The sequence below is a fragment of the Zhengella mangrovi genome (genome assembly GCF_002727065.1).
Classification (GTDB): domain Bacteria; phylum Pseudomonadota; class Alphaproteobacteria; order Rhizobiales; family Rhizobiaceae; genus Zhengella; species Zhengella mangrovi.
The window spans coordinates 630,415-655,974 of record NZ_PDVP01000001.1; the positions used below are offsets into that span (position 1 = coordinate 630,415).

A 25,560-nucleotide genomic window follows, 5' to 3' on the forward strand; every position below is an offset into this window, starting at 1 on the left:
TTGCCGCATGGTTTATGGGAGGGCCGATCCAAGACATGGAGTATGCCTTGAACCAGCCCGCCAAACCCAATTCCTTCCGCACCGGACCCGACGAACAGGGCATGTTCGGTATCTTCGGGGGCCGATTTGTCGCCGAGACGCTGATGCCGCTCATTCTGCACCTCGAGGAGGAGTGGAACCGGGCGAAAACCGACCCCGAGTTCAAGGCCGAGCTGGAGCATCTCAACGCGCACTACACCGGGCGTCCCTCGCCGCTCTATTTCGCCGAGCGGCTGACCGAGCACCTCGGTGGCGCGAAGATCTATTTCAAGCGCGACGAGCTCAACCACACCGGGTCGCACAAGATCAACAACTGCCTTGGCCAGATCCTGCTCGCCAAGCGCATGGGCAAGACCCGCATCATCGCCGAGACGGGCGCCGGCCAGCACGGCGTCGCCTCCGCCACCGTCGCCGCCCGCTTCGGCTTCCCCTGCGAGGTCTACATGGGCGCTACCGACGTTCAGCGCCAGGCGCCCAACGTCTTCCGCATGAAGCTGCTGGGCGCCAAGGTGCACGCGGTTTCGGCCGGCCACGGCACGCTCAAGGACGCCATGAACGAGGCGCTGCGCGACTGGGTCACCAATGTCGAGGACACCTATTACCTGATCGGCACCGCCGCCGGCCCGCATCCCTACCCGGAACTGGTCCGCGAGTTCCAGTCGGTCATCGGCAGGGAGACCAGGGAGCAGATGATGGCCGTCGAAGGCCGCCTGCCTGACATGCTGGTGGCCGCCGTTGGTGGCGGATCGAACGCCATCGGCCTGTTCCATCCCTTCCTCGACGACGAGAATGTCCGCATCGTCGGCGTCGAGGCGGGCGGCAAGGGCCTCGAGGGCGAGGAGCACTGCGCCTCGCTGACGGCCGGTTCGCCCGGCGTGCTGCACGGCAACCGCACCTACCTGCTGCAGGATGGCGACGGCCAGATCAAGGAAGGCCACTCCATTTCGGCCGGCCTCGATTACCCGGGTATCGGGCCGGAGCATTCCTGGCTGAAGGATTCCGGCCGTGTCGAATACGTGCCGATCATGGACACGGAGGCGCTCGAGGCGTTCCAGCTGCTGACCCGCCTGGAAGGCATCATTCCCGCGCTGGAGCCTTCCCACGCGCTCGCCGAGGTGATCAAGCGTGCGCCCACGATGGGCAAGGACCAGATCATCGTCATGAATTTGTGCGGCCGCGGCGACAAGGACGTCTTCACCGTCGGCAAGCTCCTGGGACACGACCTCTGACATGACCACCCGTATCGACCGCAAGTTCGCTGCCCTCAAGCAGATCAACCGCCCGGCTCTCGTTACCTATTTCATGGGTGGCGACCCGGACTACGACTCCTCCCTGCGTGTCATGAAGGCGCTGCCCAAGGCCGGCGCCGACGTCATCGAACTGGGCATGCCCTTCTCCGATCCCATGGCCGACGGCCCGACGATCCAGCTTGCCGGCCGCCGCGCCCTCGACGGTGGCCAGACCCTGGTCAAGACCCTGCAGATGGCGCGCGAGTTCCGCCAGGAAGACGATGATACGCCGATCGTCATGATGGGCTATTACAACCCGATCTACGTCTATGGCGTCGAACGCTTCCTTGCCGATGCAAAGGAATCCGGCATTGACGGCCTGATCGTTGTCGACCTGCCGCCGGAAATGGACGAGGAACTGTGCCTGCCGGCGCTCAAGGCCGGCATCAACTTCATCCGCCTTGCGACGCCGACCACCGACGACAAGCGCCTGCCGGTCGTCCTCGGCAACACCTCCGGCTTCGTCTACTACGTCTCGATGACCGGCATCACCGGCTCGGCCCTGCCGGACACGAGCAAGGTTGCCGACGCCGTCCGCCGCATCAAGGGCCACACCGACCTGCCCGTCTGCGTCGGCTTTGGCGTCAAGACCTCCAGCCAGGCCAAGGCGATCGGCGCGTCCGCCGATGGCGTGGTCGTCGGCACGGCCGTGGTCAACGCGATCGCCAACGTGCTGGACAAGGATGGCAAGGCCGTGGCCGATCCGGCCGAGGCCGTGGCGACGCTGGTGCGTGGCCTGGCCGACGGCGTGGCGGAAGCCCGGCTTGCACAGGCCGGCTGAAACGCCCACATTGAATGCGTCACAGGGAAGGCCGCGCATGGCTTGCGGCCCTGAAAGCAGATGAACTGGATCACCAATTACGTCCGCCCCAAGCTCAATTCGATGCTGGGCCGTCGCGACATGCCGGAGAATCTCTGGATCAAGTGTCCCGAGACCGGCGAGATGATCTTCCACAAGGAACTGGAGGAGAACCTCTGGGTCATCCCGACCTCCGGCTACCACATGAAGATGCCGGTCAAGGAGCGCCTGAAGCGGTTCTTCGACGGCGGCAGGTACGATCTTCTCCCCGCGCCGAAGGTGCCGCAGGATCCGCTGAAGTTCCGCGACGTCAAGCGCTACACGGACCGCCTCAAGGAAAGCCGCGCCAAGACGGGTCTCGAGGATTCCATCGTCAACGCCACCGGCGAGATTGACGGCGTGCCGGTGGTCGTCACGGCGCATGATTTTTCCTTCATGGGCGGCTCGCTCGGCATGGCCGCGGGCGAGGCGATCATCGACGGCTTCATGAAGGCCATCGAACTCAAGCGCCCGCTGATTCTCTTTGCCGCGTCGGGTGGCGCGCGCATGCAGGAAGGCATCCTTTCGCTCATGCAGCTTCCCCGCACCACCGTCGCGGTGGAAATGCTGAAGGAGGCGGGCCTGCCCTACATCGTGGTGCTGACCAACCCGACCACGGGCGGCGTGTCGGCCTCCTATGCCATGCTGGGCGACATCCAGATCGCCGAGCCCGGTGCCGTCATCGGTTTTGCGGGCAAGCGCGTCATCGAGCAGACCATCCGCGAGAAGCTTCCCGAGGGTTTCCAGACCGCGGAATACCTGCGCGACCACGGCATGGTCGACATGGTTGTGCCGCGCCGGGAACTGAAGGGCACCATCGCCCGCCTCCTGCGCATGCTCACCGGGATGCCGTCGCTGGACCAGGCCGCCGAGGACACGATCGAGGAGACCGAGGACGCGCCAGCCGAGATGCCCGCAGATGCGGAGAAGGCGGACGTCTGACTGTCCGCCGCCCCTGCGATCGCCGACCGGGCGGCCGGATGATGCCGCCCTCTTGAACCTGGACATGCGATGACGATTCGCCCCGCCGAGAGCCTAGCCGAAGCCGAGATCGACCGGCTGTCGGCTCTTCACCCGCAGGGTTACAACCTTTCGCTCGACCGCGTTTCCGCGCTGCTGGAACGGCTCGGCAACCCGCAGGACCGCCTGCCGCCGGTCATCCACGTGGCCGGCACCAACGGCAAGGGCTCGGTCATCGCCTTTGCCCGCGCCATGCTCGAAGCCGCCGGCGCTTCGGTCCATATCCATACGTCGCCGCATCTCGTCCGCTGGCACGAGCGGTTCCGCATCGGCCAGCCCGGCGGCGGCCGGCTGGTCGAGGATGGCGTTCTTGCCGATGCGCTCCGCCGGGTCGGTGAGGCCAATGGCGACGAGCCGGCCACCGTCTTCGAACTGACGACGGCGGCGGCCTTCCTGCTCTTCGCCGAGCATCCGGCCGATGTCTGCATCATGGAAGTCGGCATGGGTGGGCGCTTCGATGCCACCAACGTCATCCGCGAACCGGCAGTCTCCGTGATCACGCCCATCGCGCTGGACCACGAGGCCTGGCTTGGCGACAAGGTCGAGCTGATCGCCGCCGAGAAGGCCGGCATCATCAAGTCGGAATGCCCGGTCGTCATCGGTTTCCAGGAAAACGACATGGCCCGCGCCGTGCTGGAGGAAACCGCGCTGCGCCTGCAGTGCGACTACATCACCTACGGCCAGGACTTCTGGGCCTACGAGGAGAACGGCCGCCTGGTCTACCAGGACAATGACGTGCTGTTCGACCTCACGCTTCCGGCCATGCCCGGCCGCTTCCAGTATGCCAACGCGGCCACGGCCATCGCCGCGGTGCGCATGGCCGGTTTCGACATCGGGCACCGCGCCGCCGACACTGCCATGGAAACGGCCGACTGGCCGGCCCGCATGCAGCGCCTCAATTCCGGCCATCTCGTCGAACAGGCCCCGGAGGGGGCGGAAGTCTGGCTCGATGGCGGGCACAATCCCGCCGGCGCGCTGGCCATCGCCGAGGAACTGGCCGGCCGCGGCGAGCGCGACGACCGCCAGCTCTTCCTGGTCGCGGGCATGCTGAAGACGAAGAACCAGACCGGCTTCTTCCGCGCCTTCCAGGGGCTCGCCCGCCACTGCTACTGCGTTCCCGTGCCGGGAAGCGACGACAGCGAGAGCGCCGATGTCCTGGCCGCCCGTGCCCGCGAGGCGGGGCTGTCCGCCGAGCCGGTCAGCTCGGTTGCCAACGCGCTCAACCTGATGCGGGAAACCTGGAGCGAGGACGACCTCCCACCCCGAATCCTCGTCTGCGGATCGCTCTACCTCGCCGGGTCGGTCCTGGACGAAAACGGCACCCCGCCGGTCTGATGGCGGTGGAGCGCTTCCGCCTTCATCCCGATCCGCACGCCGCGTGTCAGGCCGCATCCGCGCTTTATGCGGCCATGATTCCAGGCCTCCGCGCCGTCCTGCCGGCCTCTGCCCGGATCAGCCACATCGGCTCCACGGCCGTGGAGGGCCTCCAGACCAAGGGCGACCTCGACATTCTCGTCCGCGTGCCGAAGGATGCCTTCATGGCAGCCGACGCCGCGCTTGCCGCCCGGTTTCCGCGCAACAAAGGGTCGGTCCGCACGGATGATTTTTCCGCCTTCGAAGTGCCGGACGAGGCACTGCCCGTTGGCATCCAGCTCGCAGCCATCGACGGCGCCTTCGACCATTTTCATCTTTTTGCCGCGGCCCTGGCGGCCCATCCGGCCCTGATCGACGGGTTCAATGAGATCAAGCAATTGTTCGACGGCCAGCCGATGACGGATTATCGTGCCGCCAAGGCCCTGTTCATCAACGCGGTGCTGGATGGTATCGCCCGCGGCGAAATCCCCGTCTGAGGATCAGAACAGGTCGAAAGAATGCGGGAACCGGATCCATGTCCGGAGATACCCTAGCGGCCGGCAGAGCGGACTGCCTCGAAAAACGCCGCGATCAGTCCCGTGTCCTTCACGCCGGGAGCCCGTTCGACACCTGACGAGATGTCGAGACCAGGCGGCCGGGCAATCGCGATGGCGTCCGCCACGTTGCCGGCATCCAGCCCGCCGGCAAGGAAATAGTCGAGCCCCGGCTCCACCGCCGCCAGCAGCGACCAGTCGAAGGAGACCGCATTGCCGCCGGGAAGTTCCGACCCCTTCGGCGGCTTGGCATCGAACAGGAAGCGGTCGGCCACGCCCCGGTAAGGCTTGACCTTGTCGAGGTCCGCGGCCTCGGATACCGACACCGCCTTCATCACCGGCAGGCCATAACGGGCCTTCACCGCGGCAACGCGCTCCGGGCTTTCCTTGCCGTGCAGTTGCAGCATGGCCGGCTTCATCACCTCGACGATCTCGTCCAGTGTGGCATCGTCGGCATTGACGGTGACCGCCACCGGGTGAACGCCTTCTGCGCGCGCCAGCGCTGCCAGCCGGCCGGCCGTTTCAGGGTCGGTATGGCGCGGGCTTTTCGCGAAGAAGATGAACCCCACGTGGCTGGCGCCGCCGGCGATGGCCGCGCGCACCGCGTCTTCCGTCTTCAGTCCGCAGATCTTGATGTCCATGGCCATCGGCTTACCCCGTCGCTCAGTCCGCCGCAAGCGGGCGGATGGGCGGCTCGTCGGGAGACGCCGGTTCTGTGGCCTGCGTGCCGGCCGGGGCCGGTACAGGGGCCTGCACCAGGCTCTGGCAGCCGGCCGGCAGCAGCAGTCCCGCTGCCAGCACGTAGAAACGGAAAAGGTGTGTCACGGTCATTTGAACCCGATGGCTTGCAGGGCCTGGCCGTTGCGCTTCAGCCAGGCCTTGGCCTCCTTGGTGCGCGGGCACAGCCGTTCACAGAGTGTCCAGAATTGCGGGCTGTGGTCCATGTGCTTGAGATGCGCGCATTCATGGGCCACGAGGTAGTCGATGATGGGGCGCGGCGCCATGGCGATCCGCCAGGAAAAGGACAGGCCGCCTGAAGCCGAGCAGGAGCCCCACCGGCTGACCGTGTCCTTGTAGCGCACCGAGCTGACACTGCGCCCGCCGGCCGCCGTGGCGTGCCGCGTGACCAGCGGCTCGATCTCGGCCCGCGCCAGTGCCTTCATGTGGTCGGCCAGCCGCCGTTTCAGGTGCGCCCGCTCGCCGTGGACGATCAGGACCGGTTCGCCGTCGATCGTCGTCCGCTCCACCGTGCCGCGCTTGCCGGGCTCGTGGATGATGCGATGCGGTACGCCGAGGACCGGCAGCTTGACGCCCGGGCGCAGGTCCGGCCGGTCCGGCAGCCGCGCCAGTCGCGATTCCAGCCAGCCGCGATGGCGGTCCAGGAACCGGTCGATATCGCCCTCGGGATGGCCGGTCGGCACGGTCACGCGCAGGCTCTGCCCGCCCGCACCGATCCGCAGCGTCAGGCGCCGGGCCTGCGCGTTCTCCACGATCTTGAGCGGCAGTTCGCGCCCGCCGACGCTGTGCAGGCGCTCGCGGGTGCGGGCGCCGGAAGGACGTGTCTTTCGGGTCAGGAACGAGGGCAGCATGACGGATGAATCTAGCTGATTCCCGCGCGGCGGGAATCTTTTTTCATTGCCGCGTGAACCGTCCCGGCCGCTGGCAACGGCCATGGTCATGGCAGGCAGGACCTGCTGCAGCCGGAAACGCAGGCCCGTCATGCCGATTCGTGCCGCCGCCATTGGCGAGTTTGCACGGACGCTCGGGTGAGGGCGCCCATCCGTCCACGAAAAAGGCCGGGCCCGAAACCGGGCCCGGCCCCATGTCTTGCGGGGCAGGGAAGGGGAGTTACGCGTCGCCGGCCGGGATGTCCGGCACACCGCCGTGGCGCTTCGCGGCCTTGGAGGCCTCGCGGTCGCGCATGAAGCGGTCGAACTCTTCCTTGTCCTTGGCCCGGCGCAATTCGCGCATGTAGACCTCGAATTCCTCGCGCATCTCTTCCAGCTTGCGGCGCTCCTCGGCCAGGCGCTCGATTTCCTCGGCACGCCAGTCGTCGAAGGCCACGTTTCCGGTGCGGGCATGAGGGCCGCGGTTGCGGCCGCAGCCACGGAACTGGCGCGCCATGTCATCGGTCGCGCGGTTCACGTCACGCTTGAAGCCTTCAAGCCGGTCGCCCCAGATGATGTATGCGAGCATGGCGAGGCCGAGCGGCCAGAAAACAACGAAGCCGAGGACCATGAGGCCGATCGTGGCCGGGGTCCAGGCAGGTCGTATCAAAGCGGTATGTGTCATGTTCAGCCAATCCTCTCGATGGGGTGGCGGCCACTAGCGACCGCCTGAATTCGAGATGGGGGGAGAATTCCGGCGATTCAAGCTGTCCCCTTCCCGAAATCGGAAATCTGTTTGAAAAGACAAGGAAATCTGCACCGAATTATTCGCTCTCGCCACGAATCCTCCGGGCCATGGCGCCCACGGTGCGCGTCAGGAGGGCAAGGTCCTGCGGGCGTGACAGGCGATGGTCGCCGTCCTTCACCAGTGTCAGCGTCACGTCGTCCGCCGGCAGGTGCTCCATGAGCCTGAGAGCATGGGTATGGGGCACGTCCGGGTCTTGCATCCCCTGGAGGATGTGAACCGGGCAGAAGGTGTCGATCGGGCCGGTGAGCACGCGGTTGGTCTCGCCGTCCTCGAACAGGGCACAGGTGAAGACATAGGGCCCGTCGTCATAGGCCGATCGCGCTGTGAAGAAGCCATCCGTGTCCAGCAGGGCCTTCTGGTCGTCGGTCAGGCGGGGGCCGGCCAGGTCGCTGGTGAAGTCCGGCGCCGGCGCGATCAGCACGAGGCCGGCGATCCGCGCCTTTTCGTCGCGTTTCGCCATCTCCTGCATCATGCGCAAGGCAATCCATCCGCCCATGGACGAGCCGACAAGGATCTGCGGGCCGCTCGTCATCGCGTCGAAAACGGCCAGCGACTGCGAGAGCCACCGGGAGATGGTGCCGTCTGCGAAGTCTCCGCCCGATTCGCCATGCCCGGAATAGTCGTGGCGCACGAAGGCGAGGTTCTGGTCGCGGGTAAACGCGGCCAGCGTCTCGGCCTTGATGCCCCGCATGTCCGACCGGAAACCGCCGAGCCAGACGACGCCGGGGCTGTCGCCGGGCTGGCGGCGGCAGGCGATCGGGGTGCCGTCGACGGGAATGAATTCGGGCGAGCCGGCTGTCGGGGACATGGGTTTTTCCTGTTTCAACCGTGTTTGGACCCGGCAGGTGATTCATGCAACATTCTGTGCTATTGACTTTGCAGCGCGGCCGGATCATGTGCCGCACGAAAGCCGGGAACCAGTGGCCCGGCTATGGGTTTATTGGCGAAACAGTTGAGGAGACCACGACCATTCGCAGACCGTTCAGAGCGCCGCCGCCTGTCAAGGAAGGCCCCCGCGCCAATCAGGAAATTCGCGTCCCCCGTGTCCAGCTCATCGGAGCGGAGGGTGACAATCTCGGAGAAGTTTCGATTCAGGATGCGCTCGCGCGCGCCGAAGATGCGGGTCTCGACCTCGTCGAGATTTCGCCGAACGCCACTCCGCCCGTTTGCAAGATCCTCGATCTTGGCAAGCTGAAATACGAGAAGCAGAAGAAGGCCGCCGAGGCTCGCAAGAAGCAGAAGACCATCGAGATCAAGGAGATCAAGATGCGTCCCAACATCGACACCCACGATTACGAGGTGAAGATGAAGGCGGTGCGGCGGTTCTTCGAGGACGGCGACAAGGTCAAGGTCACGCTGCGGTTCCGCGGTCGCGAAATGGCGCACCAGGAACTCGGCATGCAGCTCCTGAACAAGGTCCGCGCCGAGGTCGAGGAAATCGCCAAGGTGGAAGCCGAGCCGAAGCTGGAAGGCCGCCAGATGATGATGGTTCTGGCGCCGCGCTGAGCCGCGCTCCACGGATGGAACGGGAAAGCCGGCGCCTTCGGGCGCCGGTTTTCTTTTGTCTGGGCGGCGGATCGCCAAGGGATGGCGGGAAACGCGCTGATTCGCGGTTGCAGGACTTGCGCAATGCCGGTCCATCCTGTAATGACGCGCCGTTCAAAGCCGCCCGGCAGGGCATGCCGTGGCGGTTTTCATGCTGTTTTTCCGCCTGGTCTGCGGAAAGACGAAAAACAGGCCTGCAAGGGCCGCCATAAGGAGAATGAGCAAAATGCCCAAGATGAAGACCAAGTCGGCCGCCAAGAAGCGGTTCAAGATCACCGGCTCCGGCAAGGTGAAGGTTGCCGCCGCAGGCAAGCGCCACGGCATGATCAAGCGTTCCAACAAGTTCATCCGCGATGCCCGCGGCATGATGGTCCTTCCCGAGGCTGACGCCAAGAAGGTCATCAGGAACTACCTGCCCAACGGCGGCGGCCTCTGAGCCCGGCCCTGGCAAGACGCTTCATCTGATTATTAGGAGATCATGACATGGCACGTGTAAAACGCGGCGTTACCGCCCACGCCAAGCACAAGAAGGTTATGAAGGCCGCCAAGGGCTTTTATGGCCGTCGCAAGAACACCATCCGTATCGCGAAGCAGGCCGTCGAGAAGTCGATGCAGTATGCGACGCGCGACCGGAAGGCCCGCAAGCGCAATTTCCGTGCGCTGTGGATCCAGCGCATCAACGCCGCCGTGCGCGAGCACGGCCTGACCTACGGTCGCTTCATCGACGGTCTGAACAAGGCCGGCATCGAGGTCGATCGCAAGGTTCTCTCCGACCTCGCCATCCATGAGCCGCAGGCCTTCGAGGCGCTGGTCGGCCAGGCGAAGACGGCCCTTGAGTACCTCAAGGACAAGACCCCGAACGAGTTTGAAAGCGCGGTTTCCTGACCAGCGCTTTCCCAAGCTTGACATCGTGAATTTGGGAAACCCGCGCTGGCAGGGCTGGCGCGGGTTTTTTCTTGTTCAAACCGTAGCAAACAGGCGCTACAAGCGCCGCCGTAGAACGGATGGATGGGCGATCAGCAATGAGTGATCTCGAAACCCTCGAAACCTCGATCATGGCCGATATTGCCGCGGCCGCCGACGAACAGGCCATAGAGGCCGTGCGCGTCGCCGCCATCGGCAAGAAGGGGTCGGTTTCAGAACGCCTGAAGACCCTGGGCAGGATGACCCCGGAAGAGCGCAAGGACATGGGGCCGAAGATCAACGGCCTGCGCGACCGGGTCGCCGAGGCGCTGACGGCCCGCCGCCAGGAACTGCGCGACGCGGCCATCGAGGCCCGCCTGGCCCGCGAGACCGTGGATGTCACGCTTCCCGTTCATGGCGCCCCGGTCGAGCGCGGCCGCATCCACCCGATCTCGCAGGTCATCGACGAGATCGCCGCCATCTTCGGCGACCTCGGCTTCTCCATCGCTGAAGGGCCGGACATCGAGACCGACTACTACAATTTCACCGCGCTGAACTTTCCCGAGGGCCACCCGGCCCGCGAGATGCACGACACCTTCTTCTTCGCGCCGGGCGAGGACGGCACCCGCAAGCTGCTGCGCACGCACACCTCGCCGGTCCAGATCCGCACCATGGAAGCGCAGAAGCCGCCGATCCGCATCGTCATCCCGGGCAAGACCTACCGTTGCGATTCCGACGCGACCCACTCGCCCATGTTCCACCAGCTCGAAGGCCTGGTCATCGACAGGACCGCCAACGTGGCCAACATGAAGTGGGTGCTGGAGGAGTTCTGCAAGGCCTTCTTCGAGGTGCCGAGCCTGAACATGCGCTTCCGGCCGTCCTTCTTTCCCTTCACCGAACCGAGCCTGGAAGTGGACATTCAGTGCGACCGCTCGCGCGCCGGCGAAGTGCTGTTCGGCCAGGGCTCCGACTGGATGGAGATCCTCGGCTGCGGCATGGTCCACCCGAACGTGATGCGCATGGGCGGCCTCGATCCGGATGAATACCAGGGCTTTGCCTGGGGCATGGGCATCGACCGCATCGCCATGCTGAAATATGGCATGCCGGACCTGCGCGCCTTCTTCGACGCCGACGTGCGCTGGCTCAATCATTATGGCTTCCGCCCGCTCGACGTGCCGACCCTGTTCGGCGGCCTGAGCGCGTAAGGAGGAACGGGCACATGAAATTCACTCTCTCCTGGCTAAAGGATCACCTCGATACCGACGCCACGCTCGACCGGATCGTCGAGAAGCTCACCATGATCGGCCTCGAGGTCGAGAGCGTCGACGACAAGGCGGCCTTCAGGCCCTTCGTCATCGCCCGCGTGCTCTCCGCCGAGCGCCATCCGGACGCCGACAAGCTGCAGGTCCTTTCCGTCGACGGCGGTCCGGACGTGAACGGCGGCAAGCCGTTGCAGGTCGTCTGCGGCGCGCCCAATGCCCGCGCCGGCCTCGTCGGCGCGCTGGCCGTTCCTGGCACCTACGTGCCGGGCATCGACGTGACCCTCGGCGTCGGCAAGATCCGCGGTGTCGAATCCCACGGCATGATGTGCTCGGAGCGCGAACTGGAGCTGTCCGACGAGCATTCCGGCATCATCGACCTGCCGGAAGATGCCCCGGTCGGCACCTCGTTTGCCGCCTATGCCGGCCTTGACGATCCTGTCATCGAGATCGGCCTGACGCCCAACCGCCCGGACTGCACCGGCGTGCACGGCATCGCCCGCGATCTCGCCGCCGCCGGGCTCGGACGGTTGAAGGCCGCTGCCGTCATGCCGATTGCCGGCCAGGGCGAATGCCCGGTCAGGGTTACGATCGAGGCGCCGGAACTCTGCCCCGGTTTCGCCCTTCGCATGGTCCGCGGCGTGAAGAACGGCCCGTCGCCGAAGTGGATGCAGCAGCGGCTGCTGGCCATCGGCCTTCGCCCGATCAACGCGCTGGTCGACATCACCAACTATGTTACCTTCGACCGCGGCCGGCCGCTGCATGTGTTCGACGCGGCCAAGGTGAAGGGCAATCTCGTCGTCCGCCGCGCGCGCGAAGGCGAGACGGTGCTGGCGCTCGACGAACGCACCTATGAGCTGACGCCGGAAACCTGCATCATCGCCGACGACAACGGCGTCGAATCCATCGCCGGCATCATGGGCGGCGAGCATTCCGGCTGCGACGAGAACACGACGGACGTGCTCATCGAATCCGCACTCTGGGATCCGATGAACATTGCACGCTCGGGCCGCGATCTCGGCATCATCACGGATGCGCGCTATCGCTTCGAGCGCGGCGTCGATCCGGAATTCATGGTGGCGGGCGCCGAGCTGGCCACCCATCTTGTCACTGATTTGTGCGGCGGCACGCCCACCGAACTGATCGTCGAGGGCTACAGCGCGCCCGAGCGGAAAGTCGTCACCTTCCCGGTGTCGGAGGTGAAGCGCCTGACCGGCATTTCCGTCGATGCGACCGAGGCGCTCGATATCCTGGCCCGTCTCGGCTTCGAGCCGAACGGCACGGCGGACGTCGTCGATGTCGCGGTGCCGACCTGGCGCCCGGACGTGGATGGCAAGGCCGACCTGGTGGAAGAGGTCATGCGCATCCATGGTGTGAACAACATCACGCCCGTGCCGCTGGAAGGCGAGGAGGCCGTTGCCGGCCGCATCCTCACCACCTTGCAGTTGCGCACGCGCGCGGCCCGTCGTGCGCTGGCGGCGCGCGGCATGATGGAGGCGGTCAACTGGTCGTTCATCCCGGCCGAGCACGCGGCCTTGTTCGGCGGCGGCAGCCCATCGCTGAAGCTTGCCAATCCGATCGCCGCCGACATGTCGGACATGCGCCCCTCGCTTCTGCCGGGCCTGCTCACGGCTGCGCAGCGCAATGCCCAGCGCGGCTTTGCCGATGTCGCCCTGTTCGAGGTCTCGGGGATCTATCAGGGTGATACGCCGGAAGGCCAGCGGCGCGTCGCCTCCGGCGTCCGCCGGGGAACGGCACACATGGGCTCCGAAGGCCGTCACTGGGCTGGGAATGCCGCGCCGGTCGGATGGGCTGACGCAAAGGCCGACGCGCTTGCTGCCCTGGAAGCGGCGGGTGCACCTGTTGCCAACCTGCAGATCGCCAAGGGCGCGCCGGACTGGTTCCATCCGGGCCGTTCCGGCGTCATCCGTCTCGGACCGAAAATGATCTTCGGCTGGTTCGGCGAACTGCACCCGAGGGTGCTGGAGGAACTCGATGTGTCCGGCCCGGTCTGTGGCTTCGAGGTCTTCCTCGATACCATTCCCGAGCCGAAGGCCAAGGCCACGCGCACCAAGCCGCGCCTCGACCTGTCGAATTTCCAGGCGGTGACGCGTGACTTCGCCTTCGTGGTGGAGAAATCCGTGGCGGCCGGCGAGATCGTCCGCGCCGCCGCGGCTGCCGACAAGAAGCTGATCACCGGCGTGACCGTTTTCGACCTGTTCGAGGGAGCCTCGATCGGCGAGGACAGGAAGTCGGTGGCCATTGCCGTCACCATCCAGCCGACCGACAAGACGCTGACCGACGAGGACTTCGAAAAGCTCTCCGCGTCGATCGTCGCCAATGTCGCGAAGCAGACCGGTGGCGTGCTGCGCGGCTGATTCCGGCGGGCGCGGGAACAGGTTCTTGCGTCCGGCGCGCAATCCGCGCTGAAGCGGCACACCGAATCACTTGCTTGAGGGCGGCCGGTTGGCCGCCCTTTTCATGCGTGAACCCCGTCACCCGGTCCGTTCAGGGCGCGCACACGCCCGCCGGGGGCCGCCGAAACCGCCGCCCTGCTGCCATGCCCCCTGTTCAAGCGCGATGTTTGGTGCTCTAACAGTTAACTCGGTTAACGATTTTCGGGCGCGATGGACAGCGGTCTGGGTGGTCGAATGGTCAATTGTCTGCCGGCATTGTTTGTTGGCATCCTGAGCGATAGGTTCCGGGAACCGGTATTCGTCGCGGGCAGCATGGTCTGCCTGATACGCCATGAGGGGATACTCGCTTTTCATGTTTTACCAGCTTTATGAATTGAACCACGCTGCCCTGCAGCCGTTCCGGGCTGTGGCCGATGCCACCCGCCTGTTCTATTCCAATCCGCTCAATCCGTTGTCGAACTCGTCCATCGGCCGCTCCATTGCAGCGACGGCGGAACTGTTCGAGCGCATCACGCGGCGTTACGCCAAGCCGGCCTTCGGCCTGCCGGAAACCGTGGTTGACGGCAAGGCGGTGCGCGTGACCGAGGAGGTCGTCTGGTCGAAACCCTTCTGTGATCTGCTGCATTTCAAGCGCGATCTGCCGAAGGGCCGCAAGGAAGATTCCAAGCTGCTGATCGTCGCGCCCATGTCCGGCCACTATGCAACGCTGCTGCGGGGCACGGTCGAGGCGATGATGCAGCACAACGACGTCTACATAACCGACTGGGCCGATGCCCGCATGGTCCCGGCGTCCGACGGCCGCTTCGATCTGGACGACTACATCGACTACGTCATCGAGATGCTCCACCATCTCGGCGAAGGCACTCATGTCATGGCGGTTTGCCAGCCATCGGTGCCGGTCTTCGCCGCGGTGTCCGTGATGGAAAAGCGCAACGATCCCTTCACGCCGGCCTCCATGATCCTCATGGGTGGGCCGATCGACACCACCCGGTCGCCCACCGCGGTCAACGATCTTGCCCATGACAAGGGCATTCAGTGGTTCCGCGACAACGCGGTGATGACCGTTCCCTGGCCGCATCCGGGCTTCGGGCGGGATGTCTATCCGGGCTTCCTGCAGCTCTCCGGGTTCATGAGCATGAACCTCGATCGCCACATCATCGCCCACAAGGATTTCTTCCTTCATCTCGTGAAGGAAGATGGCGACAGCGCCGAGAAGCACCGGGACTTCTACGACGAGTACCTCGCCGTGATGGACCTGACGGCGGAATTCTACCTCCAGACGGTCGAGACCGTGTTCATCGAGCATGCCATTCCCGAAGGCACGATGACCCATCGCGGCGAACACGTGGACCCGGGCGCCATTCGCCGGACGGCGCTGATGACGGTGGAGGGCGAGAACGACGACATCACCGGTGGCGGCCAGACGGAGGCCGCCCATGACCTGACGCCGAACATTCCCGATGATCGGCGCATGCACTATACGCAGCCCAAGGTCGGCCACTACGGTGTCTTCAACGGTTCGCGCTTCCGCAAGGAGATCGTTCCGCGAATCGTCGACTTCATGGCCGTGGCCGAAACCCCGGCGAAGACCGGATCGGCGGAGAAATCCAGGACGCCGCCCCGGACCAGGGCTCGCAAGAGCGCCTGAACCTGCACGTTTCACGAGTCGCAAGTGTTGCCATCCCGCAATGGGATGGCCTTTTTTCCCCAGCGTGAAGGTCGGGTGTTTACCATAACCCTGCCATGCAATTGACTCACCAGCGCCCCAACCATTAACGTTTCGTTAACAGCATGCACGGGCAGTGACGAACAGGGTGGGCGCTTCATGAAGGCACGGATATCCGCACAGGCGGCGCTTGTCGTCGCGGCAGCTTTGCTGCTTGGCACCGGCGGAGCGGGGATTGCCGCCAGTTCGAGCATGACGACCGGAGGGCTCACGTCCCAGCCGATTGGCCACTACGAATTCTGCCGCGCCAATCCGGACGAATGCTCCATCCACATGGCGGACAATGGCCCGTCGCGCCTTTCCGCCAGCCTCTGGCGCAAGCTGAACAAGGTCAATGTCGAGGTCAATCGCGCGATCACGCCGATGAACGACTACGACATCTACGGCAAGGACGAGGTCTGGACCTATCCCGGCAAGGCCGGCGACTGCGAGGACTACGTGCTCGAAAAGCGGCGCGACCTGTCCCGCGCCGGCGTGCCGCTGTCGAACCTCCTCATCACCGTCGTCCGTAAGCCGGACGGCGAGGGTCACGCGGTCCTGACCGTGCGCACCGACAAGGGCGACTACATTCTCGACAACCTCTCCGATCGCATTCGCCTGTGGAGCGACACCGGCTACCGTTTCCTCAAGCGCCAGTCCAGCACCGATACCGGCCGCTGGGTTTCGCTGCGCACGGGCGCGAGTTCAGCCGTGGCATCGGTGCGGTAAAGCAATTCCAGCGAAAGTGGATGCCGGTTTCGCGTCCGGAATGGCGGCAGGAAATAACAATTCCAGCGAAAGCGGATGCCGGTTTCGCGTCCGGAATGGCGTCGAAACGACGAGATCGAGCATGGAAGCGATTCAGCGGATCGTTGAAATGCGCTAAGCCCGCGATGGTTCGGCGGGACGTTTGCATCCTGTGGGAATGTTGTTGAAAGCCCGGCCCTGCGGCCGGGTTTTTCATGGCTCCAGACCGAGGCGCGGTCACTCGGCGGCAGGGCGCCGCGCCAGGCCGCCGGCCGTCTCCAGCCAATCGACGATTCGGTCCACGCCGTCGCCGTGCCGCAGGTCGGTGAACAGGTAGGGCCGCGTCCCGCGGGCCTTGCCGGCATCGCCGTCCATGCGCGTCAGGTCCGCCCCGACATGTGGCGCCAGGTCTGCCTTGTTGATGAGCAGCAGGTCGGACCGCGTGATCGCCGGCCCGCCCTTGCGCGGGATGTCCTCGCCCTGGCACACGGAGATCACGTAGATCGACAGGTCGGCCAAGTCCGGGGAGAACGTGGCGGCCAGGTTGTCGCCGCCCGATTCGATGAAGATGACGTCGAGATCCGGATGCCGCCCGGTCAGTTCCTCGACCGCGCGAAGGTTGATCGAGGCGTCTTCCCGGATGGCCGTGTGCGGGCACCCGCCCGTCTCCACGCCGATTACCCGGTCCGACGGCAGCGCCTGCATCCGCATGAGCGCCTCGGCATCCTCGCGTGTGTAGATGTCGTTGGTGATCACGCCGATCGACCACTGGTCGCGCATCGCCTTGCACAGTTTCTCGGTGAGCGTCGTCTTGCCCGAACCGACCGGTCCGCCGATACCGACGCGAAGAGGTCCATTGGAAGAAGTCATGACAGGAACAGCCTTGGTTGCAGGGTTTCGTGTTGCATCGATGCGATCTCGGCCGTGAAGGCAAAGCTTCCCAGGTCGTCGGGCGTCGAGCGGGTCGCCCGGTCGGCGGCGGCCGCGATCGCCGGCTCGAGCGCCGCCAGCAGCCGCGCCGCGCCGTTCTGTCCGGTGACCGACAGGCGGATCGCCGCCTGCAACTGGTTGGAGATGAACGCCTGCAGCCAGGCTGCCAGCGCCTGGTCTAGCGCAATGCCGGCCGCTCCGGCCGCCGCGCCGATGGCGACGGGCAGGGGTGCCGAGGCGCCGTCCAGCGGCAGCGTGCCGGCGGGAAACCAGTGGGTGGCCGCTTCCAGGAACGAACGGCCCTGCGCCAGTGTTTCGCCATTCCGTTCGGCAGAGCCGCTCAGCGCGGTCGCCAGTTCGGCCAGGGAAGCGAGCGTCGCGGTGTCTGCCGCGGCACGCCAGCTTGCCGCGAGAAGCACAGCGTCGTTCCAGGGCGAGCCATGGGCGAGTTGGGCCTGCAGCCAGCCAGTCAGCGATGCCTCATCCGTGACCAGTCCGACCGCCACGGCCTGTTCGAGCCCGGCCGAGTAGGCGAAGTTGCCGGTCGGGAAGACCGGGGACAGCCAGGACATCAGGCGGATCAGGGCAGCTTGGCTCATGGTTCCGATGAAAACCTCTTCGCAACATCCTCCGTGTCGCCCAGGAAAACGTAATGCAACTCGCGTGCCAGTCGAAGGGTGGGCTTCAGGGCGAAGCACGCGGAGCCGATGACGAAGCACCAGATCGCAGGGTTTTCCAGGGTCTTGTAGAAGAACATCACCGACCCGACGACGAACAGCGTCGCCGCGGTGAAATCGACCGTCGTGAAGGCGATTTCGTAGGCGGCATAGACGGATTCGTGGCGGGGCGAGAGGTTGCGGTTTCCCGGAGCGAACAGTTTCACGTTCCCGTACCGCCGGCCTTGCCGGTCCTCTCGTCAGTCGTGGTCGTGGTCATGCGAATGGCTGTGTTCGTGTCCGTGGTCATGGTCATGCCCATGATGATGGTGCGCGTGGCCGTGATGTCCATGGTCATGATCGTGGTGATGGTGGCTGCTGTGCTCTCCGCCATAGGCCCCGCCTTCCGGATCGAAGGGCGCGGAGATATCGCGGACCGTGGCGCCGAGGCCTTCCAGCATGGCGCGGATCACGTGATCGCGGCGGATGAGGATATGGTCCGCCTCGATCTGCGCGGCGAGGTGCCGGTTGCCGATCTGCCAGGCCAGCGCCAGAAGGTGCCGGCCGTCGCGCCCTCGGACATCCATGAGGTCCTCGGGAACGGCCTCGACCCGGATGACCCGCCCGTCGGAGAGGAGAAGCCCGTCGCCATGGCGCAGCAGCCGCGCCTGCGTCAGGTCGAGCAGGAAGCCGATGCCATGGTCGGAGGTCATTGACATGCGGCGGCGGTGCCGGTCGGTTTCGTCCAGCGTGATCGTGTCGGCCGGATCGGAAAAGTCACGGGTGATGGATGTGCAGGTTATTTGGCTCATCTGCAGATTTTGCACCGCCGCACGAAAATGAAAAGACCCCGGCGCGGGCCGGGGCTTCGTTCCTGCTGTATTCAGGCCGCGATCGGCTCTTTCTCGTCCAGGTCAGCGAGAATGTTCTGCGGTGACGACACGCCGTAGGGGTCGCTGTCACAATTGTCGGAATAGCCCTCTTCCTCGAACCACTTATCCACGACGCCATCGTTGATGACGGCGCCATAGCGCCACGAGCGCAGGCCGAAGCCGAGATTGTCCTTGCGGACCAGCATGCCCATCTTGCGCGTGAATTCGCCCGAGCCGTCCGGGATCAACTTGATGCTCTCGATGCCCTGCGCCTTTCCCCAGGCGTTCATCACGAAGGCGTCGTTGACCGAAATGCAGTAGATCTCGTCGATGCCCTTCGCCTTGAACGAGCCGGCGAGCTTCTCGAAATCCGGAAGCTGGTAGGTCGAGCAGGTCGGCGTGAACGCGCCGGGCAGCGAGAACAGCACTACCCGCTTGCCCTTGAAATAATCGTCCGATGTCACGTCCTGCCAACGGTACGGGTTCGGACCTGCGATGGATTCGTCGCGGACACGGGTGTGGAAGGTGACGTCGGGAACACGCCGTCCAAGCATGGAGAACTCCTTGAATGTCGGAGGGCAGGGCGCCGGGAGGAGGCCATGCCCGAAAGAGGATATGTTGCATTGCACTAGTGCATTGAGTGCATTGCAACATATCCGGACGGTGCATCCTCCGCCAGCGCCGAAACCGGGTTTCCCGTTGATATCCGCTGGTTTGTCGCGATCGCGGTTCGCCGGCGGCTGTCAGAGCGTCTCGATCCGCTCTGGATGGATCACTTCCACGCTGCGGCTTTCCACCAGGCCCGCCGTCGCTTCGCGAAAGGCCTTCATGTGCGGCCGCGTGAAATGGGCTTCCAGGTCGTCGCGGCTCTTCCACTGCTCCACGAACACCACGCGGTTGGAATTCGTCACGCTGGCGTTGAGGTCGTAGACGACGCATCCGGGCTCGGCGCGCGTACCTTCGATGCAATGCATGGCGGCGTCGCGGAACGCGTCCAGCGCGCCCGGCTTCAGGGTGATGGTGGCGATGACATGGATCATGAAGGCTCCTCCCTCGGCGAACATGGCGACCGCCAGGGCCGCATCACTCCACTATACAATCCACTTCCAGTTCCACCAGCCATTCCGGATCGACAAAGGCGGAGACGGCCATCACAGTGGTCACGGGCCTGATCTGCGAGAAGGCCTCGCCATGGGCACGCGCCGCTTCCTTCCAGCAGGCAATGTCCGTGACGAGAATGCGGGTGCGAACGGCATGTTCCAGCGTCCCGCCTGCCTCTTCGATCGCCGCCCTGGCGATCTCGATGCAGCGCTTCATCTGGCCGTAGGCATCACCGGGCGAGGCATTGCCGCCACCGGCCTTGATCGGCGCCGTTCCTGCCACCGAGATCGAATTGCCAACGCGAACGGCACGGGAAAATCCGATTTCCGGTTCCAGGTAGGAGCCGGAGGAAACAAGCCTGCGGGTCATCGACGGTCCTCAGAACAGGAAATAGCGTTGTGCCATCGGAACGACCGTGGCCGGTTCGCAGGTCAGCAATTCGCCATTGGCCCGCACCTCGTAGGTTTCCGGATCGACTTCCATGTGGGGCGTGAAATCGTTCAGAACCATGGCCTTCTTTCCGATGCCGCCGCGCGTGTTTTCCACCGCCAGCATCTGCTTCGCCGTGCCTAGCCGCTCCCGCAGGCCGGCATCCAGCGCGGCCTTCGAAACGAAGGTCACGGACGAATTGGTCAATGCCTTGCCGTAGGCGCCGAACATCGGGCGCATGTGGACAGGCTGCGGCGTCGGGATCGAGGCATTCGGATCGCCCATGGGCGCCGCCGCGATCGAGCCGCCGATGAGCACCATGTCCGGCTTGACGCCGAAGAAGGCCGGGTTCCACAGCACCAGGTCGGCGCGCTTGCCCACCTCGACCGATCCGATCTCCTTCGACAGGCCATGTGCAATGGCCGGGTTGATCGTGTACTTGGCGATGTAGCGGCGCACCCGGTAATTGTCGTTCTCGCCGGTTTCCCCTTTCAGCGGCCCGCGCTGGCGCTTCATCTTGTCGGCGGTCTGCCAGGTACGGATGATCACCTCGCCGACACGGCCCATGGCCTGGCTGTCCGACGAGATGATGGAGAAGGCGCCCATGTCGTGGAGGATGTCTTCGGCCGCGATGGTTTCCTTGCGGATCCGGCTCTCGGCAAACGCGATGTCTTCCGGGATCGAGGCGTCGAGATGGTGGCAGACCATGAGCATGTCGAGATGCTCGGCAATCGTGTTCACCGTGTAGGGCCGCGTCGGGTTGGTCGATGACGGGATGACATTCGTCTCGCCGACCACCTTGATGATGTCCGGCGCGTGACCGCCGCCGGCCCCTTCCGTGTGGAACGCGTGGATGGTGCGGCCCTTGATGGCATCGACGGTGGATTCCACGAAACCGCTTTCGTTCAGCGTGTCGGTGTGAATCATCACCTGGACATCGTGGTCATCCGCCACCGACAGGCAGCAGTCGATCGCGCCCGGCGTCGTACCCCAGTCCTCGTGCAGCTTCAGTGCGGCAGCGCCGCCAAGCACCATTTCTTCCAGTGCGCCGGGCAGGGAGGCATTGCCCTTGCCGGCAAAGGCCAGGTTCATCGGGAAGGCGTCTGCCGCTTCGATCATGCGGGCGATGTGCCAGGGACCGGGCGTGCAGGTGGTCGCCAGCGTGCCGTGAGCCGGCCCGGTTCCGCCGCCCAGCATGCAGGTCAGGCCGCTCATGAGCGCTTCCTCGATCTGCTGCGGGCATATGAAGTGGATGTGCGCATCGAAGCCGCCGGCTGTCAGGATCTTGCCTTCCCCGGCGATCGCCTCCGTGCCTGGCCCGACGATGATCGTGACGCCGGGTTGCGTGTCCGGGTTGCCTGCCTTGCCGATGGCGACGATCCGCCCGTCCTTCAGGCCGACGTCCGCCTTGATGATGCCGGTATGATCGACGATCAGCGCGTTGGTGATGACCGTATCGACGGCGCCGTTGGCGCGCGTCGCCTGGCTCTGGCCCATGCCGTCGCGGATCACCTTGCCGCCGCCGAACTTGACCTCCTCGCCATAGGCGGTCAGGTCGCGCTCGACCTCGATGAACAGTTCGGTGTCGGCCAGGCGCACCTTGTCGCCGGTGGTCGGGCCATACATGGCGGCATAGGCGGCACGCGTGATCTTGGCGGGCATGGATGTCTCTCCGGTCAGTTCTCTTCGCCCAGAAGACGCAGGTCTTCTGTGCGCTGGCGGGTCAGCCGTTCGCGGCAGGCATAGATGAGTTGCGGTTCCATCGATCCGCCATGCGCCTGGTAGCCCTCCGCGGCGCAGGCCTTGTCGCGGAAGTCGATCCAGGCCCGCTGGGCGTCCCGCAGCATGGCGGAGGCGCCCTTCTCGTCGCCGAGTGCGGAGTCGAGTTCCTTCATGGCTTTCTGGGCTATGCCATAGGCCAGGTTCAGGTCCTCGTCGGCGGCCTGCCAGGCCTGTTCCGCGCAGAAGGTCATTTCCATCTGTGTTTGCGGTTCCTGGCAATTCACGTCCTGCGCCAGCGCGGGCATGGCGGCGCCGAGGAGCATCAGCGTGGCGAAAAGGGTTTTCATAGCGGCCCCATCACGTTCTGGCGGAACCCGTAGACCGTGCGCCCGCCCGAGAGGGGAACGAGGGTCACCTCGCGGCTCTGGCCCGGTTCGAACCGCACCGCCGTCCCCGCCGCGATGTCGAGGCGGAAACCGCGTGCCTTGGCCCGGTCGAAATCGAGGGCCGGGTTGGTTTCGAAGAAATGGTAATGCGAGCCCACTTGCACAGGCCGGTCGCCGGTATTGGCGACCATCAGCGTCACGGTAGGCTGGCCGGCATTGAGTTCAATGTCGCCGCCTGCGGTAATCACTTCACCCGGGATCATCATGTCCTCCTTCAGCCGGCGAAGGCGAGTGCAAGGCCGCCGATGAGCGTGGCGCCACCGGCAGCCCGGATGGCCAGCCGTCCGGCTTGGTCGCCAGCCAGCCGCTTCAGGCCGAGGCCCAGGGCCGCGCCGGTAGCGTGCAGGAAGGTGGTCGTGACGGCAAACCCGGCGGCATAGGGCAGTATCCCGGCCATGCCGATTTCCGCGCCATGGGCATTGCCGTGGAAGAGGGCGAAGAAGCCGGCCAGCACCAGGCCCCAGCTGGCCGGAACCGGTGTCGCCATGGCTACGACAAGGCCGAGCGTCACGACGGAAGCCAGGATCACGGGTTCCACGAATGGCAGGGCGAACCCGCCGAGCGAAAGCGCGAAGCCGCCAAGCATGGCCGCAACGAAGCCCGCCGGCATGGTCCAGACAGCCTTTCCGCCGGTTGCCGCACCGAACAGGCCGACGGCGATCATGGCCAGCACGTGGTCCAGGCCGAACATGGGATGTGACAACCCGGCAGCCAGCGAGCCGTGCTCGAGCGGGTTGAAGTGCGCGAATGCCGGCGCTGACGATGCCAGGATTGCCGCGAGAGCGAGTAGGCCGCGTTTCATGTCTTGTTCCCCTTCCTGGATTTGCCTTTCCGGCGTGGTGACTTGGATTTCGACTTGTCCTCGATTTGCCGCTTGTGTGCTGCGGCGATCTCCTGGTCGAGGCGCTCGGCAGACCGGTCGAAGCGGGCTTCCAGGTCCGGCGCCAGTCCACGGCACACCGCCACGACGCGCCGGGCCCACTTCAGGTAGCGTTCGTTGCCCCGTAGGTCGAACCGCTCGCCTGGCAGGCCGATCAGGTCTTCCACGTTGGAAGTCTTGTCGGCGAGTTTCAGCAGCTTGACACGCGGTCCGCACTCCAGCGTGTGCGTCACCTGACGGTCGCGCCGTGCCTTGCCCTTAAGGTCCGGCGGGTCGGTCACGTCGGCGACCAGTCCGGCAACCTCCGGCCCGAAAAGGGTCATCACGTCCTCAAGGGTAAACTCGGTTTCCTCGACCACGTCGTGCAGCCATGCGGCGGTCACCAGCACGGGGTCGAGTGGCTCGAGCGCGGCCGTGAAGGCTGCCACCTCGGCCAGGTGATTGACGTAGGGTTCCCCGGAATCGGATCGCACCTGGCCCGCGTGCGCCCGCGCGGCGAACAGGGCCGCATCGGCAACCATGCGCAGGTCGGCAGCACGCAGGCTGCGGTCAGCGCCGGCGTCGTTCGCGGGAGAGATCGGCGGAACGCGCATCAGACCTACCGGATCGGCTCGTGCACGGTCACGAGCTTGGTGCCATCCGGGAAGGTGGCCTCCACCTGCACGTCGTGGATCATCTCGGCCACGCCCTCCATCACCTGGTCGCGCGTGATGACATGGGCACCGGCTTCCATCAGGTCCGCGACCGGACGCCCGTCGCGCGCGCCTTCCACCACGAAGTCGGTGATGAGCGCGATCGCTTCCGGGTGATTGAGCTTGACGCCCCGCTCCAGGCGCCGCCGCGCCACCATTGCCGCCATCGAAATCAGCAGCTTGTCCTTTTCGCGCGGTGTCAGGATCATTCGTTTCTCACTCCGTCACAGTGACCATATTTTGGGCAGTGGTGCCCCTTCGTTGAGCAGCGACAAGGCGGGCACGAGCCCTTTCCGGAGCGCTACGCTGTCCCGTGCCACGAACCTCGCAAGAAGCTTGCCAGACCCGGCCACCCGCCAGAAGGATGCGCTGGATTGGACCGCTGGACAAGCAGCCAGTTGATCGCGCAACGGGCCGGCAAGGCCTTCCGCCGTCTCGGACACCAGAAGCACGGTGGCGACCGCGATCTCGCCGCCTGCCACCGCGGGGAGTGCCAGCGCGCCGTCGACGTCGCCTTCCAGGCGCAGGTTGTCGGCGTGGACCAGCTTCCCGTCCCGGCGGATCCGCCAGCGGTCCGAAAACAGTGCTTCGCGCACCCTCTCGCCGTGCGCCTGGCGGCCGAAGATCGTGGCCTCGACGGCCAGCAACCGCGCGTCCGGTGCGAGATCGGCATCCAGACGGCGCATCAGGCGCGCCCGCTCGAACACGATGGTTTCCTGTGGCAGCCATGCCAGCGACGCCCTGTCGCCAACCTTCAGCGAGACCGTCATGTCGGCTGTTCCGGCCGAGGCCTTGTAGACTTTCTCGCAGGCCTGGGTGGTCAGCGTCAGCGCTGTTCCTGCCCCGGCATCGATGTCCCACGCAAGCCGGTCACCGCCGGTCAGACCGCCGGACGTGTTGATGAGAACGGCTTCCATGGCCGCCTGTCCGGGCAGGCGCGGAATGCGGATTTTCGCCGCGCCTTCCTGGTAGAACGTGTCCAGCCGGGTCTGCCCGTTAACCGTTTTCACGGCCATGCGTCCGGTGCCGGACGTACGCTGCAAGGCAGGCGGAAGGGGCAGGGTCTGGTTCATCGGGCTCCAACTCGGTCTCGATGCATGAAACGTTGCAAGCCACGTGCCATCTGTCGAGGGCTTAGGAAACGATCACGTCGCCATCCACGGATTCGGAAACGACCAGCCGCGCGTTGGGAATGTCGTTGGAGAGCGCCCGCGCGCGTGCAGCGTCAGGATCGAGGCCATGGTCGAGCCACCGTTGGATCAGCCGGCGCTCCAGTTCCTCCTCAGGCACGTCAAGAAAGACGGTGAGGTCGAAATGGCGCCGCAGGTCCCGCCAGCCGGGCCGGTCGAGCAGCAGGTAGTTGCCCTCGACGATGCGGATCGGCGTCGCGGCGGACACGATTGCGGCACCTGCCCGGGCCAGGTCCGCCGACCGGTCGAAGACCGGGATCGCGACGGCATCCTCGCTCTGCAGGCGCGCCATGAGCGCGCCGAAACCGGCAACGTCGAACGTCTGCGGCGCGCCCTTCACGGCCATCTGTCCGCGGGCTTCCAGGATGGCATTGTCGAAATGGAACCCGTCCATCGGCACGACGACCGCCCGGCTGCCGAGCGCATCGGCGAGCCTCCCCGCCAGCGTCGACTTGCCCGCGCCCGGCGCACCGGCGACGGCCACGGTGAAGCGGTCGCGTCCCTCCGCCTTGGCAGCCACCAGCCGCGCCAGGTCGTCGAACGTCATCCGTTGCGGCA

At 65.4% G+C, this 25,560-nt stretch carries 32 protein-coding genes; 12 read left to right on the plus strand and 20 right to left on the minus strand.

From position 1 onward, the window contains the following. Positions 1-47 precede the first annotated feature (47 nt). From trpB to CSC94_RS03100, 5 genes are all read left to right on the plus strand, one after another. Positions 48-1,268, plus strand: a complete 1,221-nt coding sequence (trpB, locus tag CSC94_RS03080; protein ID WP_099303996.1) for a tryptophan synthase subunit beta — start codon at positions 48-50, stop codon at positions 1,266-1,268. A gap of 1 nt (position 1,269) precedes the next feature. Beyond that, positions 1,270-2,109 (plus strand): tryptophan synthase subunit alpha, encoded by an 840-nt coding sequence (gene trpA, locus CSC94_RS03085; protein WP_099303584.1) that lies wholly within the window; start codon positions 1,270-1,272, stop codon positions 2,107-2,109. Between the two features lie 60 nt (positions 2,110-2,169). Continuing rightward, positions 2,170-3,108, plus strand: a complete 939-nt coding sequence (gene accD / locus CSC94_RS03090) for an acetyl-CoA carboxylase, carboxyltransferase subunit beta (RefSeq protein WP_099303586.1) — start codon at positions 2,170-2,172, stop codon at positions 3,106-3,108. Positions 3,109-3,177: 69 nt separating this feature from the next. After that, positions 3,178-4,521, plus strand: coding sequence for a bifunctional folylpolyglutamate synthase/dihydrofolate synthase (locus tag CSC94_RS03095; protein WP_099303588.1), 1,344 nt, complete (start codon positions 3,178-3,180; stop codon positions 4,519-4,521). Positions 4,522-4,595: 74 nt separating this feature from the next. Beyond that, the gene (locus CSC94_RS03100) at positions 4,596-5,036 is read left to right on the plus strand and encodes a GrpB family protein (protein WP_245408233.1); all 441 of its coding nucleotides are present in this window, start codon (positions 4,596-4,598) and stop codon (positions 5,034-5,036) included. A gap of 53 nt (positions 5,037-5,089) precedes the next feature. Here the strand turns inward: CSC94_RS03100 and CSC94_RS03105 are convergent, their stop codons facing one another. The 5 genes from CSC94_RS03105 to CSC94_RS03120 form a co-directional block, all read right to left on the minus strand. Beyond that, positions 5,090-5,740, minus strand: a complete 651-nt coding sequence (locus CSC94_RS03105; protein ID WP_099303592.1) for a phosphoribosylanthranilate isomerase — start codon at positions 5,738-5,740, stop codon at positions 5,090-5,092. A 16-nt stretch (positions 5,741-5,756) separates the two neighbouring features. Then, positions 5,757-5,918, minus strand: coding sequence for a hypothetical protein (locus CSC94_RS24480; RefSeq protein WP_165784300.1), 162 nt, complete (start codon positions 5,916-5,918; stop codon positions 5,757-5,759). Positions 5,919-5,920: 2 nt separating this feature from the next. Next, a complete protein-coding gene (locus tag CSC94_RS03110) occupies positions 5,921-6,682 on the minus strand; it encodes a M48 family metallopeptidase (protein ID WP_099303998.1) in 762 nt (253 codons plus the stop codon). Between the two features lie 259 nt (positions 6,683-6,941). After that, complete coding sequence (locus tag CSC94_RS03115; protein WP_099303594.1) at positions 6,942-7,385, minus strand: DUF2852 domain-containing protein; 444 nt, start codon at positions 7,383-7,385, stop codon at positions 6,942-6,944. 139 nt (positions 7,386-7,524) lie between these two features. After that, the gene (locus CSC94_RS03120; protein WP_099303596.1) at positions 7,525-8,316 is read right to left on the minus strand and encodes an alpha/beta hydrolase; all 792 of its coding nucleotides are present in this window, start codon (positions 8,314-8,316) and stop codon (positions 7,525-7,527) included. A gap of 161 nt (positions 8,317-8,477) precedes the next feature. On the opposite strand from CSC94_RS03120, the gene infC reads away from it, so the two are divergent. The 7 genes from infC to CSC94_RS03155 all read left to right on the plus strand — a co-directional run bounded on the left by infC (position 8,478) and on the right by CSC94_RS03155 (position 16,066). After that, a complete protein-coding gene (infC, locus tag CSC94_RS03125) occupies positions 8,478-9,014 on the plus strand; it encodes a translation initiation factor IF-3 (protein ID WP_099304000.1) in 537 nt (178 codons plus the stop codon). Positions 9,015-9,279: 265 nt separating this feature from the next. Then, entirely contained in the window at positions 9,280-9,489 is a 210-nt protein-coding gene (gene rpmI / locus CSC94_RS03130; RefSeq protein ID WP_099303598.1) for a 50S ribosomal protein L35, read from the plus strand. Positions 9,490-9,536: 47 nt separating this feature from the next. Next, on the plus strand, positions 9,537-9,938 hold the full coding sequence (rplT, locus tag CSC94_RS03135; RefSeq protein WP_099303600.1) for a 50S ribosomal protein L20: 402 nt from the start codon (positions 9,537-9,539) through the stop codon (positions 9,936-9,938). A gap of 137 nt (positions 9,939-10,075) precedes the next feature. Beyond that, on the plus strand, positions 10,076-11,161 hold the full coding sequence (gene pheS / locus CSC94_RS03140) for a phenylalanine--tRNA ligase subunit alpha (protein WP_099303602.1): 1,086 nt from the start codon (positions 10,076-10,078) through the stop codon (positions 11,159-11,161). Between the two features lie 14 nt (positions 11,162-11,175). Beyond that, entirely contained in the window at positions 11,176-13,593 is a 2,418-nt protein-coding gene (pheT, locus tag CSC94_RS03145) for a phenylalanine--tRNA ligase subunit beta (protein ID WP_099303604.1), read from the plus strand. Between the two features lie 391 nt (positions 13,594-13,984). Further along, a complete protein-coding gene (locus tag CSC94_RS03150; protein ID WP_099303606.1) occupies positions 13,985-15,280 on the plus strand; it encodes a polyhydroxyalkanoate depolymerase in 1,296 nt (431 codons plus the stop codon). 177 nt (positions 15,281-15,457) lie between these two features. Continuing rightward, positions 15,458-16,066, plus strand: coding sequence for a transglutaminase-like cysteine peptidase (locus CSC94_RS03155; protein WP_099303608.1), 609 nt, complete (start codon positions 15,458-15,460; stop codon positions 16,064-16,066). A gap of 255 nt (positions 16,067-16,321) precedes the next feature. Here CSC94_RS03155 and ureG read toward each other — a convergent pair whose 3' ends face one another. The 15 genes from ureG to CSC94_RS03230 form a co-directional block, all read right to left on the minus strand. Beyond that, positions 16,322-16,954, minus strand: a complete 633-nt coding sequence (ureG, locus tag CSC94_RS03160) for an urease accessory protein UreG (protein WP_099303610.1) — start codon at positions 16,952-16,954, stop codon at positions 16,322-16,324. Next, the gene (locus tag CSC94_RS03165) at positions 16,951-17,613 is read right to left on the minus strand and encodes an urease accessory protein UreF (RefSeq protein WP_099303612.1); all 663 of its coding nucleotides are present in this window, start codon (positions 17,611-17,613) and stop codon (positions 16,951-16,953) included. Before CSC94_RS03165 ends, ureG begins: the two co-directional genes overlap by 4 nt. Further along, entirely contained in the window at positions 17,610-17,897 is a 288-nt protein-coding gene (locus CSC94_RS03170) for a YrhK family protein (RefSeq protein ID WP_099303614.1), read from the minus strand. The genes CSC94_RS03165 and CSC94_RS03170 overlap by 4 nt, the downstream gene beginning before the upstream one ends. A gap of 33 nt (positions 17,898-17,930) precedes the next feature. Continuing rightward, complete coding sequence (locus tag CSC94_RS03175) at positions 17,931-18,482, minus strand: urease accessory protein UreE (protein WP_099303616.1); 552 nt, start codon at positions 18,480-18,482, stop codon at positions 17,931-17,933. A 71-nt stretch (positions 18,483-18,553) separates the two neighbouring features. Then, the gene (locus tag CSC94_RS03180; protein ID WP_099303618.1) at positions 18,554-19,096 is read right to left on the minus strand and encodes a peroxiredoxin; all 543 of its coding nucleotides are present in this window, start codon (positions 19,094-19,096) and stop codon (positions 18,554-18,556) included. Between the two features lie 189 nt (positions 19,097-19,285). Then, positions 19,286-19,582 (minus strand): putative quinol monooxygenase, encoded by a 297-nt coding sequence (locus CSC94_RS03185; RefSeq protein WP_165784301.1) that lies wholly within the window; start codon positions 19,580-19,582, stop codon positions 19,286-19,288. A gap of 43 nt (positions 19,583-19,625) precedes the next feature. After that, positions 19,626-20,012 (minus strand): RidA family protein, encoded by a 387-nt coding sequence (locus CSC94_RS03190; RefSeq protein ID WP_099303622.1) that lies wholly within the window; start codon positions 20,010-20,012, stop codon positions 19,626-19,628. 9 nt (positions 20,013-20,021) lie between these two features. Next, positions 20,022-21,734 carry an urease subunit alpha gene (gene ureC, locus CSC94_RS03195; RefSeq protein ID WP_099303624.1) on the minus strand — a complete coding sequence of 571 codons (1,713 nt, stop codon included), beginning with the start codon at positions 21,732-21,734 and terminating at the stop codon, positions 20,022-20,024. A gap of 14 nt (positions 21,735-21,748) precedes the next feature. Further along, positions 21,749-22,141: a lysozyme inhibitor LprI family protein gene (locus CSC94_RS03200; RefSeq protein ID WP_099303626.1), complete on the minus strand. Its 393-nt coding sequence runs from the start codon at positions 22,139-22,141 to the stop codon at positions 21,749-21,751. Continuing rightward, the gene (locus tag CSC94_RS03205; protein ID WP_099304002.1) at positions 22,138-22,443 is read right to left on the minus strand and encodes an urease subunit beta; all 306 of its coding nucleotides are present in this window, start codon (positions 22,441-22,443) and stop codon (positions 22,138-22,140) included. The genes CSC94_RS03200 and CSC94_RS03205 overlap by 4 nt, the downstream gene beginning before the upstream one ends. Before the next feature lie 11 nt (positions 22,444-22,454). Next, positions 22,455-23,042 carry a HupE/UreJ family protein gene (locus CSC94_RS03210; RefSeq protein WP_099303628.1) on the minus strand — a complete coding sequence of 196 codons (588 nt, stop codon included), beginning with the start codon at positions 23,040-23,042 and terminating at the stop codon, positions 22,455-22,457. Then, the gene (locus tag CSC94_RS03215) at positions 23,039-23,713 is read right to left on the minus strand and encodes an HD domain-containing protein (protein ID WP_099303630.1); all 675 of its coding nucleotides are present in this window, start codon (positions 23,711-23,713) and stop codon (positions 23,039-23,041) included. The genes CSC94_RS03210 and CSC94_RS03215 overlap by 4 nt, the downstream gene beginning before the upstream one ends. 5 nt (positions 23,714-23,718) lie before the next feature. After that, positions 23,719-24,021, minus strand: a complete 303-nt coding sequence (locus CSC94_RS03220; protein ID WP_099303632.1) for an urease subunit gamma — start codon at positions 24,019-24,021, stop codon at positions 23,719-23,721. A gap of 15 nt (positions 24,022-24,036) precedes the next feature. Further along, positions 24,037-24,828, minus strand: a complete 792-nt coding sequence (locus tag CSC94_RS03225; protein WP_245408247.1) for an urease accessory protein UreD — start codon at positions 24,826-24,828, stop codon at positions 24,037-24,039. Positions 24,829-24,946: 118 nt separating this feature from the next. Continuing rightward, on the minus strand, positions 24,947-25,549 hold the full coding sequence (locus tag CSC94_RS03230) for a nucleoside triphosphate hydrolase (protein WP_099304004.1): 603 nt from the start codon (positions 25,547-25,549) through the stop codon (positions 24,947-24,949). Between the last annotated feature and the right edge of the window lie 11 nt (positions 25,550-25,560).

Excerpts from the sequence above, each read along its gene's own strand:
- rpmI (WP_099303598.1), top strand. The coding sequence starts at position 9,280 with ATGCCCAAGATGAAGACCAAGTCGGCCGCCAAGAAGCGGTTCAAGATC.
- CSC94_RS03175 (WP_099303616.1), bottom strand. The coding sequence starts at position 18,482 with ATGAGCCAAATAACCTGCACATCCATCACCCGTGACTTTTCCGATCCG.
- CSC94_RS03100 (WP_245408233.1), top strand. The coding sequence starts at position 4,596 with ATGATTCCAGGCCTCCGCGCCGTCCTGCCGGCCTCTGCCCGGATCAGC.
- CSC94_RS03115 (WP_099303594.1), bottom strand. The coding sequence starts at position 7,385 with ATGACACATACCGCTTTGATACGACCTGCCTGGACCCCGGCCACGATC.
- CSC94_RS03120 (WP_099303596.1), bottom strand. The coding sequence starts at position 8,316 with ATGTCCCCGACAGCCGGCTCGCCCGAATTCATTCCCGTCGACGGCACC.
- trpA (WP_099303584.1), top strand. The coding sequence starts at position 1,270 with ATGACCACCCGTATCGACCGCAAGTTCGCTGCCCTCAAGCAGATCAAC.
- CSC94_RS03205 (WP_099304002.1), bottom strand. The coding sequence starts at position 22,443 with ATGATCCCGGGTGAAGTGATTACCGCAGGCGGCGACATTGAACTCAAT.
- accD (WP_099303586.1), top strand. The coding sequence starts at position 2,170 with ATGAACTGGATCACCAATTACGTCCGCCCCAAGCTCAATTCGATGCTG.
- CSC94_RS03165 (WP_099303612.1), bottom strand. The coding sequence starts at position 17,613 with ATGAGCCAAGCTGCCCTGATCCGCCTGATGTCCTGGCTGTCCCCGGTC.
- CSC94_RS03215 (WP_099303630.1), bottom strand. The coding sequence starts at position 23,713 with ATGCGCGTTCCGCCGATCTCTCCCGCGAACGACGCCGGCGCTGACCGC.
- CSC94_RS03155 (WP_099303608.1), top strand. The coding sequence starts at position 15,458 with ATGAAGGCACGGATATCCGCACAGGCGGCGCTTGTCGTCGCGGCAGCT.
- CSC94_RS03105 (WP_099303592.1), bottom strand. The coding sequence starts at position 5,740 with ATGGCCATGGACATCAAGATCTGCGGACTGAAGACGGAAGACGCGGTG.
- CSC94_RS03185 (WP_165784301.1), bottom strand. The coding sequence starts at position 19,582 with ATGATCCATGTCATCGCCACCATCACCCTGAAGCCGGGCGCGCTGGAC.
- CSC94_RS03190 (WP_099303622.1), bottom strand. The coding sequence starts at position 20,012 with ATGACCCGCAGGCTTGTTTCCTCCGGCTCCTACCTGGAACCGGAAATC.
- CSC94_RS03150 (WP_099303606.1), top strand. The coding sequence starts at position 13,985 with ATGTTTTACCAGCTTTATGAATTGAACCACGCTGCCCTGCAGCCGTTC.
- ureC (WP_099303624.1), bottom strand. The coding sequence starts at position 21,734 with ATGCCCGCCAAGATCACGCGTGCCGCCTATGCCGCCATGTATGGCCCG.
- ureG (WP_099303610.1), bottom strand. The coding sequence starts at position 16,954 with ATGACTTCTTCCAATGGACCTCTTCGCGTCGGTATCGGCGGACCGGTC.
- rplT (WP_099303600.1), top strand. The coding sequence starts at position 9,537 with ATGGCACGTGTAAAACGCGGCGTTACCGCCCACGCCAAGCACAAGAAG.
- pheT (WP_099303604.1), top strand. The coding sequence starts at position 11,176 with ATGAAATTCACTCTCTCCTGGCTAAAGGATCACCTCGATACCGACGCC.
- CSC94_RS03225 (WP_245408247.1), bottom strand. The coding sequence starts at position 24,828 with ATGGCCGTGAAAACGGTTAACGGGCAGACCCGGCTGGACACGTTCTAC.
- pheS (WP_099303602.1), top strand. The coding sequence starts at position 10,076 with ATGAGTGATCTCGAAACCCTCGAAACCTCGATCATGGCCGATATTGCC.
- CSC94_RS03180 (WP_099303618.1), bottom strand. The coding sequence starts at position 19,096 with ATGCTTGGACGGCGTGTTCCCGACGTCACCTTCCACACCCGTGTCCGC.
- CSC94_RS03210 (WP_099303628.1), bottom strand. The coding sequence starts at position 23,042 with ATGAAACGCGGCCTACTCGCTCTCGCGGCAATCCTGGCATCGTCAGCG.
- CSC94_RS03230 (WP_099304004.1), bottom strand. The coding sequence starts at position 25,549 with ATGACGTTCGACGACCTGGCGCGGCTGGTGGCTGCCAAGGCGGAGGGA.
- CSC94_RS03095 (WP_099303588.1), top strand. The coding sequence starts at position 3,178 with ATGACGATTCGCCCCGCCGAGAGCCTAGCCGAAGCCGAGATCGACCGG.
- CSC94_RS03110 (WP_099303998.1), bottom strand. The coding sequence starts at position 6,682 with ATGCTGCCCTCGTTCCTGACCCGAAAGACACGTCCTTCCGGCGCCCGC.
- CSC94_RS03220 (WP_099303632.1), bottom strand. The coding sequence starts at position 24,021 with ATGATCCTGACACCGCGCGAAAAGGACAAGCTGCTGATTTCGATGGCG.
- CSC94_RS03200 (WP_099303626.1), bottom strand. The coding sequence starts at position 22,141 with ATGAAAACCCTTTTCGCCACGCTGATGCTCCTCGGCGCCGCCATGCCC.